The following is a 10,999-nucleotide window of genomic DNA, read 5'->3' as shown; positions in this document are numbered from 1 at the left end:
GGTTGGGGGCGAGCGCGGTGGCCGGTACCACCACCGCGGCGACCCGCTGTCCGAGCCGCTCGTCGGGTACACCGATCACCGCGACCTCGCGGACGGCGGGATGCTCGATCAGGACGGCTTCCACCACCTGCGGGACGACGGTGAGCCCGCCGGTCGAGATCGCTTCGTCGAGCCGACCGAGGATGCGCAGCACTCCGTGGTCGGACAGCCCGGCATCGTCGGTGCGAAACCATCCGGGCTCGGCGAAGGCGGGGTGATCCGGTAGACCCCGGTACCCGGAGGCGAGCATGGTTCCGCCGAGCCACACCCGCGACCGGTCGTCGATCCGCACGGCCGCCCCGCTCAGGGGGACACCGTCGTACACGCAGCCGCCGCAGGTCTCGCTCATCCCGTATGTGCGGACCACATTCACCCCGGCGTCCCGGGCGCGTCGCAGCACCGGAGCGGGGGCGGCGGCACCGCCGAGCAGCACGGCGTCGAGGTCGGCGAGCGCTGCGAGTGCCTCGGGATGGTCGAGCGTCTTGATCAGCTGGGTCGGCACCATCGAGGTGTAGCGGCGAGGACCGGGCATCGAGGCGACCGCCGCGGAAAGCTGCGTCGGGTCGAAGCCGCCGGACACATCGACGACGGTGGGTTCGGTTCCGGAGAGGACGCCGCGCAGCAGCACCTGCAATCCGGCGATGTGATGTGCGGGCAGGACCAGCAGCCACGACCCCGGCCCGCCGAGCCGCTCGTGGGTGGCATCGCCGCTGGCGCGCAACGCCGCGGGACTCAGCTGGGCGCCCTTGGGCGTTCCGGTCGTGCCCGACGTGGCGACGACGAGACCCACGCCGGGGTCGATCGGCTCACCGGGATGCAGGGCGTCGCCGAGGCGCCGGATCTCGCGGGGGTCGTCCGCGGGGATGGGCAGCAGCGGCGGCCCGTCCCCGTCCAGCATGCGTTGCAGTGCAGGAACTACCAGCGGAACACGGTCGCCGGTGGGGACCGGCAGAACTTCGAGGATGTCGCGCACCGGCCGGGCGCTCACCGCTCGGGCTCGGCGGTCGGCCAGCCACCGGATTCGAGGTGCCGTCGGACTCTGTCGATGTCGCGTTCGAGCGGCATGTCGTTGGTGACCTTCGTGATGAGGACGGCGATGTCGATCCTGCTGATGGGCAGATCGCCGTCCTCTGCCAGTGCGTCGGCCACCTGATCGACCTCGTCTTCCGACAGCCGCCGTGTGAGTAGCGCCAACAGCGGCACATAGTCCTGTTCGGGAACGCCGTCCGGGTAGCCGGCACGCAGCCACTCGACGATCGATGCGAGCAGCGGTGGGAGGATCACGAAACCCTCCGGCGCCGGTCGGATCCCGGACGCGGAGACAGGTCGGCGATCGGGTGGAGCGGATTCATGGACGCTGTGCTCCCTTCGGGACCGGTCAGAACACGTGTATGCCGAGACTGCTGGACAGGAAATCCTTCGTCAACAGCAGTATCCCCGCTACGACGGCGATGAGGACGATACCGAAGCACACGACCGCGCCCGCGATACCCAGCGGTCGGGGGCCGGTCTCCGTTGCGGAATCGACACCGCGTCCCGAGGCGAGCGACCGCACCCCGAGGGCGAACAGTGCCGGCAGTCCCGCGCCGAGCAACAATCCGACGAGCACGACCTGCCACAGCGAATCGAGAGTGTTGGTCAGCAGCGTCATCGACGTCCCTCCACCGTGCCGACGGCCGCGGCGGTCTCGTCCGTACCGGGAACGACCGAATCGGGAACGAGAGAATCATCCCACTCGGCGGTCACGTTGGACGCGTCGACCGGCTCCTTCTTCGACCGCAGATACATGAACAGCGCCAGGGCGCACAGGATGCCGAAGACGACAAGCACACCGGCGAGCCCACCGACGAGGTGGGCGATGCCCCAGCACACGGCGCCGACCAGCGCAGCGGACGGTAGCGTCACCAGCCACGCCACGGCCATGCGCCCGGCGATACCCCAGCGCACCTCGGCACCCTTCGTGCCCAGACCGGTGCCGAGGATCGAGCCGGTCGCGACGTGGGTCGTCGACAGCGGCAGACCGAAGTGGCTCGAGGTGAGGATGATCGCGGCCGACGAGGATTCCGCCGCGAGACCCTGCGGCGGGGCGATTTCGACCAGGCCCTTGCCGAGGGTCCGGATGATGCGCCACCCACCCAGGTAGGTGCCCAGCGCAATCGCGACGGCACACGTGAACTTGACCCAGAACGGCATCTCGGTGTCGGCGGTGATGGATCCGTGGGCGACGAGCGCCAGGAAGATCACGCCCATCGTCTTCTGAGCGTCGTTGGTGCCGTGGGCGAGCGAGAGGAGCGACGCGGTACCGATCTGTCCCATCCGGAAGCCGCGGTCGCGGCGTTCTTCGGGTACCGGCCGGGTGATGCGCTGCATCGACCATGTGCCGATCATCGACACGAGCGCGGCGACGACCGGTGCGAGCAGCGCGGGCAGGAGCACCTTGCCGAGCACGCCGTCCCAGACGACGCCCTGCACTCCGATCGAGGCGAGGGCAGCGCCGACCAGGCCGCCGAACAGGGCATGCGACGAACTGGACGGCAACCCGAACAGCCAGGTGACGAGGTTCCACAGGATGCCGCCGACGAGTCCGGCGAACACGATCAGCAGTAGATCCTCGCCGCCGACGGTGTCGAGGTCGACAACGCCCTTCGCGACGGTCGCAGCGACTTCGACGGACAGGAACGCTCCGACCAGGTTGAGAATTGCGGACAACGTGACCGCGACTTTGGGCTTCAGCGCACCGGTCGCGATGGACGTCGCCATGGCATTACCGGTGTCGTGGAAGCCGTTCGTGAAATCGAATGCGAGGGCAGTGATGACCACCACCAGGAGGACGACGAACTCTGCGGTCACGAGTGTCGATTGTGAGGTAGCCGCGGGGTGAATGTACAGCGACGTGCAAGTGAACTTCGGCGCACGGACAACACTTGACGTGGCCGAAGGTGCGAAGCCGGTTCCCCGGTGTGCCGAATGTCACGTGGCCCGGAGGTTTACGGTGCGGTTCGACCGCTGGAACAGACCGCGCGGTCGGGGTCCGATCAGCGGATGTCGCGCCGGAGCGGGTGATCGTCGGGGATCTGGACGAGGACGATCGGTATGCCGTCGGGATCATCGATCCACATCTCGAGCAGTCCCCACGGTTCCTGCCGTGCCTCACGCACGATGCGGATCCCGGCCGACACCAACTCGGCCTGCGCATCCTGCAGGTTTCGCACCTGAAGCCACAGTGCGCCGGCGAAGTGCTGCTGCTCGTCGCTGTGCGCACCGTGCGCGGCGACCTCGATCAGTCCTTGTCCGGCGAAGAACACCGTGCCGCCGGGATACTCCCGGGCAACCGCGAGCCCGAGGGTGCTTCCGTAGAACTCCAGCGCGGCGGCGTAGTCCCGCGGCCGCAGGATCGTGCGGCTGGTCAGAATTTCCATCGTCTCGGCCTCTCCATCGGCGTCATTTCCTCCCGAAGGTTTGACGCACTGTGATTCGGGACAATCATGCCCCCAAGGCGCGAGCGCGCCGAACAGCCCCAGCGTCGGGGCCGGACATACCAACCCTTGTCCCGCACGAACCAGGAGACCCGCGATGCCGACCGACTACGACGCGCCCCGCACGACCGATCCGGCCGGGGCGACCAGCGCCCTCGACGAACTCGACCTGAAGCCGACCGCGCGGGCCGACTCCGACGAAGCCGAGGTCGTCGAGTCCCTGGAGTTGCCGGGTGCGGATCTGTCCGGGGAAGAGCTGACGGTGCGGGTCGTGCCCAAGCAGGAGGACGAGTTCACCTGCACCCGCTGTTTTCTGGTGCAGCACCACAGTCGGAAGGTGTCTGCGGCTGGGGAAGACCCGTACTGCCGCGACTGCGCCTGACCGTCGCTACTGTGTCCGGCGGCACGCGGTCAGGAGGACCGGCGGTCAGTAGTACCACGGATAGGGCGACCAATCCGGGTCGCGCTTTTCGAGGAAACTGTCGCGGCCCTCGACTGCCTCGTCGGTCATGTACGCCAGGCGGGTCGCCTCGCCGGCAAACAGTTGCTGGCCGACGAGCCCGTCGTCCTGCAGGTTGAATGCGTACTTGAGCATCCGCTGTGCCTGCGGCGACTTGCCGTTGATCTTCGCGGCCCACTCCAGCGCCACGTCCTCGAGTTCCGCATGGTCGACGACCTTGTTCACCGCACCCATCCGGTGCATGTCCTCGGCCGTGTACGTGTCGCCGAGGAAGAAGATCTCGCGTGCGAACTTCTGACCGGTCATCTTCGCGAGATAGGCACTGCCGTAGCCGCCGTCGAAACTTCCGACGTCGGCGTCGGTCTGCTTGAACCGTGCGTGCTCGCGGGACGCCAGCGTCAGGTCGCACACCACGTGCAGGCTGTGCCCGCCACCGGCGGCCCAGCCGTTGACCAGGCACAGCACCACCTTGGGCATGGTCCGGATGAGGCGCTGGACCTCGAGGATGTGCAGCCGGCCGGCACGGGCCTTGTCGACGGTGTCGGCGGTTTCGCCGCTCGCATACTGGTATCCGCTGCGACCGCGGATGCGCTGATCGCCGCCGGAGCAGAACGCCCAGCCACCGTCCTTCGCGCTCGGACCGTTGCCGGTGAGCAGGACCGCACCCACATCCGACGTCATCCGTGCGTGGTCGAGCGTGCGGTACAGCTCGTCGACGGTGTGCGGTCGGAAGGCGTTGCGGACCTCCGGACGGTCGAACGCGACACGGACGGTGCCTTGCGTGACATGACGGTGATAGGTGATGTCGGTGAGGTTCTCGAAACCGGGAACGGGACGCCACAGCTCAGGATTGAAGGTCACGCCGACACCATATGCGCTGAGGTGCGACACGTTCGGCCCCACGGGCCGATAACGTGCAGGACCATGAGCGAGCAAACCGACCGTAAACCGGGCGAGGACCGTAAACCCGACGAGGACTACGAGCATCACGGCGGCTTTCCGGTGTACAAGCCGGTCAAGGGCGGCCCGGACTTCGGTCGTTTCGTCGAAGCGTTCCGTCGCCTGCAGGATCTCGCCGTCTCGACCCACGCTCCCGACGACGTCGTCGCCCAGGCCGCCGCGCAGGCCGAGGCGCTCGGCGACTTCCTCGAGCAGTACACGGTCCCCGAGGGCAGGTCACCCGCCGGATTCGACACCGAACTGCCGGGCCGGGGCAGTCTGCTGATGCTGCCGTGGAAGATCGAGAAGTTCGACGCCGAAAGCGTGCGTGCGCGAGGCACGTTCCGCCGGTTCCACCTGGGCGGCAACGGCGCCGCGCACGGCGGCACCCTCCCGTTGCTGTTCGACGACCTGTTCGGCATGGTTATACACGCGAACCGCCGCCCGATCGCCCGTACCGCGTACCTGCATGTCAACTACCGCAAGATCACACCCATCGAAACCGAGTTGGTCGTCGAGGGCAGAGTCGACCGGGTGGACGGGCGTAAGGCGTTCTGCGCCGCGGAGCTGTGTGATCTCGAGGGGAACGTCCTCGCCGACTGTGAGGCGCTCATGGTGCAGTTGCTGCCCGGACAGCCGTGACCGATCCGGTTCTGCCGTCCCTGGCACTGCCGTCCGTCGACGAGATCCTCGACGGTGCTGTGGTCGTCTCGTTGCCGATGCGCGTGCGGTTCCGCGGCATCACCGAGCGAGAGGTCGTGCTGATCGAGGGGCCGGCCGGCTGGGGTGAATTCGGTCCTTTCCCCGAATACGCCGACGACGAGGCAGCTCAGTGGCTGCGCTCGGCGATCGAGTCCGCATGGTTCGGGGACCCGCCGCCGCGCCGCTCCTCGGTCGCCGTCAATGCGACCGTCCCCGCCGTCGGCCCCGGAGACGTGCCGGGTGTACTGGCCCGCTTCCCGGGCGCGCGCACAGCGAAGGTGAAGGTCGCCGAGCCGGGACAGGGCCTCGCCCAGGACCTCGCGCGGGTCCGGGCGGTGCGCGAGCACCTGCCGAACGTGCGGGTCGACGCGAACGGCGGCTGGAGTGTCGAGGAAGCGGTGGCGGCGCTGACCGCGCTCACTGCCGACGGTCCCCTCGAATACGCCGAACAGCCCTGTGCGAGCGTGCCCGAACTCGTCGAGGTCCGCCGGCGGCTCCCCGAAGTGCGTGTCGCGGCCGACGAGAGCATCCGCCGGGCGGACGATCCGTTGCGCGTCGTGCGTGCCGGCGGTGCCGACGTCGCGGTGGTCAAGGTCGCCCCGCTCGGCGGGGTACGCCGTCTGCTCGCCCTCGCCGACCGGCTGGCCGACCACGGGGTTCCGGTGGTGGTGTCGAGCGCCCTGGATTCCGCGGTGGGCATGGGCGCCGGACTCGCCGCCGCGGCGGCCCTGCCGGACCTGCCGTTCGCGTGTGGCCTCGGCACGGGAGGCTTCTTCACCGCCGATGTGGCCGAGCCGAGGACCATGACCGGCGGCATGCTGCCCGTCGGTCCGGTGGCGCCCGATCCGGTGAAGCTGGCTGCTGTGCGTGCCGGTTCCACCCGTGCCCGGTGGTGGCTCGACCGGATACGCCGGTGCCGTGCTCTGCTCGGGTAACTCCGAAGTAGGTTCGCGCGGCGGTGTCGTATATCGTTCCGGGCGTCCCACCGGTCCCAACGGTCACAATGGTCAAACATACGGAGGCAGTGAAAGTGGTTGCAGCTCTGGGCGATGCCCTCCTCGGCGCCGACAAGTTCCCGGCGGTCAAGGCCGACGTCGAAGCTCTGATCGACGCGGAGGTGTCGGACAAGAAGGGTGCGTCGGGCCTCGCCCTCAAGGGCGGGTACGCCGCAGTGAAGAAGATCGGCCCGTCGATCGTGCCGAGCGCGGTCGAAGGTCTCCTGCCCGAGTTCGTCGAGAAGCTCCAGCCGTTCTGGCTGGATTTCGCCGGAAACGGTTCTTTCGGTGACTACCTCGTCGCACGCGGTGACCAGGTCGCCGACGCGATGCTCGGAGTGACGGACGACAAGATTGCGGCCTCGTCGCGAGCCGCGATCAAGAGGGTGTACGAGTCGCTGCGTCCGTCGGCGAAGAAGCACGTCGTCGAGGCGCTGCCGCGGGTGGGCGCGCTCATCCAGAAGCACGCGGGATAGTTTGTTTCGGCCGTCGCGGTGCCTCGGGTCGTGCCCGACGGCGCTGCGGCGGGTGAGACTCAGTAGACCGGCTCGCCGTATTTCCAGTATCCGGTGAACTTCACCGACGATTTCGGCCGGCCACGTTCGCGGACGAGGTGCCGCCGCACTCCGGTCGCGAGATCCGATTCTCCCGCCACGAAGGCGTAGGCCGGCGCGTCGGGCAACTCCGCCGCGCGCACCGCCTCGGTGGCGAGCACTCCGGGACGTACGTCCGGGTCGGTGCGGATCACCGGGTGTACCCGGACGTTCTCGCCCACCCACAACTGCTGCGCGGTCAGATCGCCGGGATGCGGCACCTCCGCGAACACCTCCACCGCGGCCCGTGGATCTGTCTCGGCCAGCGTATCGAGGATGGCCGCGACGGCCGGAAGAGCGCTCTCGTCGGCGACGAGAAGCTGCCACTGCGCGCCGTCGGAGGGGTGATAGCGGATCCCCTCGTCCAGCAGCCCCAGCTCTTCGCCTGCCGACACCGCGTTTGCCCATGTGGACGCGGGCCCGAGATCACCGTGTGACGCGAAGTCGATCTCGATCTCGGCGGTGTCCCCGAACCGGCCCGACCCGGCGACGCGGTAGCGGCGGATCGTGTAGTTGCGCAGTATCGGCCGCAGGTCGTCGGGCATGTCGCGGTATTCCGGCCACCACCGGTCGTCGGATGCGACGGGAAGGTGCAGCGCCTCGGACCCGGTGCCGGAGCCCTTCTCGACGAAGAACATGCGGAACCACTGGTCGAATCCCACCGGTGCGAGCGCCGACACCTGGCTGCCGCCGACGGTCACGCGAACGAAGTTGGGGCTGATCTGCTCGGCTCCGAGCACCCGCGAGCGGACGACCACGCGACTTTCGGGCTCGAGGAACTTGGAGGTTCTTCTCGCCGTTCCGGCGCGCTCGGCCATGCCAACCCTTCGATAGTCCATCCTTACTGAGCTGACCCTAACCTATGTTGCGCGCCGGCTCAGATGGTCGGGCGCTCGATATTCCGCGTCTGTGGCGTCAACCCCCACTCGATACGTCCGAGGCGGCTGGTGGGAGCGAGCGCCGCGAAGTCCGGGGCGCCGTCCGGGGCAAGCACCTCGGGTCGGACCGTGACCGCGACGACGTCGCCCATCACCACGAACGAATCGCCCACCTCGATCACCCGGTGCAGCGTGCATTCGATCGATGCCGGCGACTCGGCGACCCGCGGGGGATGGACCTTCTCGCTGCGTTCGGGGACCAGACCCACGGTGGCGAACTCGTCGATGTCGTGCGGGAAGTTGGCCGAGGTGGCGTTGACCTGCTCCATCAGGGGCACGGTCGCGATGTTGATCACGAACTCACCTGTCTGCTCGATGTTGCGGAGACTGTCCTTGCGGCCCACCGACGTGAACTGCACCACCGGAGGCGCGGTCGAGGCGACGGTGAAGAAGCTGTACGGCGCGACGTTGGGCACGCCGTCCGCCGACACCGTGGACACCCACGCGATGGGCCGCGGCACGATGGTGGCGGTGAGCAGCCGGTAGAAGTGGCCCGCGCTCAGGTCGGACGGATCGAAGACGGTGCGCATCGGCCCATTCTCCCCGGGTATGGAGGGGCGCGCGCCGCAGGGGAGAAGGCGATCCCCGTCCGCACCGCATTACCCTGGACGCCGTGAACCCGTCCACCGCCCAGGCCACCGCAGTCGTCGACGAGCTCGTCCGGGGCGGTGTCCGCGACGTGGTGCTGTGTCCCGGGTCGCGCAACGCGCCACTCGCGTTCGCGTTGCAGGCCGCCGACAACGCCGGTCGTCTCCGCATCCACATGCGTATCGACGAGCGGACTGCCGGGTTCCTGGCGATCGGGCTGTCCCTCGCGTCGGGTCGCCCGGTACCGGTCGTCATGACCTCGGGCACCGCCGTGGCGAATCTGGGCCCCGCCGTCCTCGAAGCGAACTACGCGCGGGTACCCCTGGTGGTGCTCAGTGCGAACCGCCCGTACGAACTGCTCGGCTCCGGAGCCAACCAGACCGTCGAGCAACTCGGGTTGTTCGGCAGCCAGGTCCGGGCGACGATCAGCCTCGGGCTCGCCGAGGGCATCGAGCAGAACAGTGAGTGGCGTTCGGCCGTGAGCCGGGTTCTCGCCGCGGCCCGTGGAACACGTTCCGGCAATGCCGGTCCCGTGCACTTCGACATCCCGCTCCGCGAACCGCTCGTCCCCGACCTCGACTCGAAAGGCCCGGTGCCGCAGGGGCGTCCCGACGGCGCGGCGTGGACGACCACCGCACACGCGACCCTCGACGTGCCCCTCGAAATCGACATCACGCCCGACACCGTCGTCATCTCCGGGCACGGGTCGGCGTATCGGGAGGAACTGGCGGGACTGCCCACGGTCGCGGAACCCACCGCGCCCCAGCACGGAATACCCCTGCATCCGATGGCGCTGCCCCACCTCAAACCGCGCCAGGCGCTGATCACCGGGCGTCCCACCCTGCACCGGCCGGTGTCGAAGTTGCTCGCCGATCCCTCGGTCGCCGTGTACGCCCTCACCACGGGTCCGCGCTGGCCCGACGTGTCGGGCAACGTGCTCGCGACCGGAACCCGCGCGGTGGTGTCCGGAGCTGCGGACGACGCATGGCTCGAACGGTGCCGGCAGCTGTCCGCGCACACCGACAAGGCGGTGCGGGCGCAACTCGACCTGCATCCGAAGGCCACCGGGCTGCACGTGGCGGCGGTCGTGACCGACGCGCTGCGCGAAGGCGATCAGCTCTTGCTCGGCGCCTCGAACCCCGTGCGCGACACCGCCCTGGTGAGCTATCCGAAACCGGGGGTGAAGGTGCTGTCCAACCGCGGTGTCGCCGGGATCGACGGAACCGTGTCCACCGCCGTCGGCGCCGCCCTCGCGTACGAGCAGGGCCGCACCATCGCCCTCCTCGGCGACCTGACGTTCCTCCACGACGCCGCAGGACTGTTGATCGGCACCCCGGAACCGCGTCCGCGCGACCTGACGATCGTGGTGGCCAACGACGACGGCGGCGGCATCTTCGAACTGCTCGAACAGGGTGATCCGCAGTATGCGGGCGTGTTCGAGCGGGTGTTCGGCACGCCGCACGGCATGGACCTCGCCGCGCTGTGCGCTGCCTACCGCGTCTCCCACAGCCGCGTCGACCTCGAGGGTCTGGCGACTGCGCTGGCCGACCGGTCGCTCCCGCCCGGAGGGGTCCGCGTCGTCGAGGTCACGACCGACCGCGCGGGACTGCGCGAGCTGCATGCGGCGGTGCGAGCTCAGCTGTGACCGTCACCGAACGCGCTCGGCGCGTCGTTCTCGTTCTCGCGATCGGAATCTCCGCGCTCGCGGTCGTCCTGCTCCTCGGCGCGTGGCGCAACGACCGGGAGATCGGCTCCGACACGGGCACCGCGACCGCCGAGGTGCTCTCCGCGGGGTCGCTGCGGTCGGCGATCAGGTTCGTCACCCCGGACGGGACGACCCACAACCCCGAGCTGGGTGTTCTCTACCCGACCGGGCTGACCACGGGTCAGCGCATCGCCATCGAATACGCGCGCAGCGATCCGGACCTCGTGCGCGTCACCGGCCGGGATGCGCGGGTGGCGCTGATACCGACCGGGTCGGTGATCGCGGTGACCTGGATGATCGCCACACCTGTCCTCGTGTACCTGCGCCGGAGCGGCCGTCCGGTCGCCGACAGCGACGACAGGACCTGACAAACCGAAAGGTTTGCCGGTTCTTCGTCGTCACGTCACCGCGAACGCACCCGCCCGTCCGGCACGACCGAGACCCTGGTCCGGTGCGAGTAGCCATCGTCGCGGAATCCTTCCTCCCGAACGTCAACGGCGTCACCAACTCGGTGCTCCGCGTTCTCGAGCACCTCGAACGCCTCGGCCACGACGCCCTCGTCGT

14 protein-coding genes and 1 pseudogene are annotated in these 10,999 nt (G+C 68.9%); 7 read left to right on the top strand and 8 right to left on the bottom strand.

The window, feature by feature from the left end; translation table 11 throughout:
* From menE to Q8814_RS20690, 5 genes are all read right to left on the bottom strand, one after another.
* The coding region (gene menE / locus Q8814_RS20710; protein ID WP_408015954.1) for an o-succinylbenzoate--CoA ligase at positions 1 to 1,027 on the bottom strand (1,027 nt) is incomplete at its 3' end.
* Positions 1,024 to 1,323, bottom strand: a complete 300-nt coding sequence (locus tag Q8814_RS20705) for a DUF3349 domain-containing protein (protein ID WP_330153875.1) — start codon at positions 1,321 to 1,323, stop codon at positions 1,024 to 1,026. The genes Q8814_RS20705 and menE, both read right to left, overlap by 4 nt.
* A 94-nt stretch (positions 1,324 to 1,417) precedes the next feature.
* Entirely contained in the window at positions 1,418 to 1,690 is a 273-nt protein-coding gene (locus Q8814_RS20700) for a hypothetical protein (RefSeq protein ID WP_330153874.1), read from the bottom strand.
* Positions 1,687 to 2,889, bottom strand: coding sequence for an inorganic phosphate transporter (locus tag Q8814_RS20695; protein ID WP_330153873.1), 1,203 nt, complete (start codon positions 2,887 to 2,889; stop codon positions 1,687 to 1,689). The genes Q8814_RS20700 and Q8814_RS20695 overlap by 4 nt, the downstream gene beginning before the upstream one ends.
* Before the next feature lie 185 nt (positions 2,890 to 3,074).
* A complete protein-coding gene (locus tag Q8814_RS20690) occupies positions 3,075 to 3,458 on the bottom strand; it encodes a VOC family protein (protein WP_330153872.1) in 384 nt (127 codons plus the stop codon).
* Positions 3,459 to 3,612: 154 nt separating this feature from the next.
* On the opposite strand from Q8814_RS20690, the gene Q8814_RS20685 reads away from it, so the two are divergent.
* Positions 3,613 to 3,897 (top strand): DUF4193 domain-containing protein, encoded by a 285-nt coding sequence (locus Q8814_RS20685; RefSeq protein ID WP_330153871.1) that lies wholly within the window; start codon positions 3,613 to 3,615, stop codon positions 3,895 to 3,897.
* A 45-nt stretch (positions 3,898 to 3,942) separates the two neighbouring features.
* Here the strand turns inward: Q8814_RS20685 and Q8814_RS20680 are convergent, their stop codons facing one another.
* Entirely contained in the window at positions 3,943 to 4,836 is an 894-nt protein-coding gene (locus tag Q8814_RS20680) for a 1,4-dihydroxy-2-naphthoyl-CoA synthase (protein WP_330153870.1), read from the bottom strand.
* Positions 4,837 to 4,899: 63 nt separating this feature from the next.
* Here Q8814_RS20680 and Q8814_RS20675 point away from each other — a divergent pair, with 63 nt between their 5' ends.
* From Q8814_RS20675 to Q8814_RS20665, 3 genes are all read left to right on the top strand, one after another.
* Positions 4,900 to 5,556, top strand: coding sequence for a PaaI family thioesterase (locus Q8814_RS20675; RefSeq protein ID WP_330153869.1), 657 nt, complete (start codon positions 4,900 to 4,902; stop codon positions 5,554 to 5,556).
* An 11-nt stretch (positions 5,557 to 5,567) separates the two neighbouring features.
* Positions 5,568 to 6,551 carry an o-succinylbenzoate synthase gene (locus Q8814_RS20670; RefSeq protein WP_330153877.1) on the top strand — a complete coding sequence of 328 codons (984 nt, stop codon included), beginning with the start codon at positions 5,568 to 5,570 and terminating at the stop codon, positions 6,549 to 6,551.
* Positions 6,552 to 6,646: 95 nt separating this feature from the next.
* On the top strand, positions 6,647 to 7,087 hold the full coding sequence (locus tag Q8814_RS20665) for a DUF6918 family protein (protein ID WP_330153876.1): 441 nt from the start codon (positions 6,647 to 6,649) through the stop codon (positions 7,085 to 7,087).
* Positions 7,088 to 7,146: 59 nt separating this feature from the next.
* Here Q8814_RS20665 and Q8814_RS20660 read toward each other — a convergent pair whose 3' ends face one another.
* The gene (locus Q8814_RS20660; protein WP_330153868.1) at positions 7,147 to 8,022 is read right to left on the bottom strand and encodes a siderophore-interacting protein; all 876 of its coding nucleotides are present in this window, start codon (positions 8,020 to 8,022) and stop codon (positions 7,147 to 7,149) included.
* A gap of 59 nt (positions 8,023 to 8,081) precedes the next feature.
* Positions 8,082 to 8,672 (bottom strand): flavin reductase family protein, encoded by a 591-nt coding sequence (locus tag Q8814_RS20655; protein WP_330153867.1) that lies wholly within the window; start codon positions 8,670 to 8,672, stop codon positions 8,082 to 8,084.
* Positions 8,673 to 8,755: 83 nt separating this feature from the next.
* Here Q8814_RS20655 and menD point away from each other — a divergent pair, with 83 nt between their 5' ends.
* The 3 genes and pseudogenes from menD to Q8814_RS20640 form a co-directional block, all read left to right on the top strand.
* On the top strand, positions 8,756 to 10,375 hold the full coding sequence (menD, locus tag Q8814_RS20650; RefSeq protein WP_330153866.1) for a 2-succinyl-5-enolpyruvyl-6-hydroxy-3-cyclohexene-1-carboxylic-acid synthase: 1,620 nt from the start codon (positions 8,756 to 8,758) through the stop codon (positions 10,373 to 10,375).
* Positions 10,372 to 10,803 carry a DUF3592 domain-containing protein gene (locus Q8814_RS20645; protein ID WP_330153865.1) on the top strand — a complete coding sequence of 144 codons (432 nt, stop codon included), beginning with the start codon at positions 10,372 to 10,374 and terminating at the stop codon, positions 10,801 to 10,803. The genes menD and Q8814_RS20645 overlap by 4 nt, the downstream gene beginning before the upstream one ends.
* Before the next feature lie 83 nt (positions 10,804 to 10,886).
* A pseudogene (locus Q8814_RS20640) lies at positions 10,887 to 10,999 on the top strand (alpha-mannosyltransferase); the annotation flags it as partial.

This window comes from Rhodococcus chondri, assembly GCF_036327435.1.
In the GTDB taxonomy this organism is placed as follows: Bacteria; Actinomycetota; Actinomycetes; order Mycobacteriales; family Mycobacteriaceae; genus Rhodococcus; species Rhodococcus chondri.
Note: the sequence above shows the minus strand (reverse complement) of the source record. Positions and strands in the feature narration are given on the sequence as shown.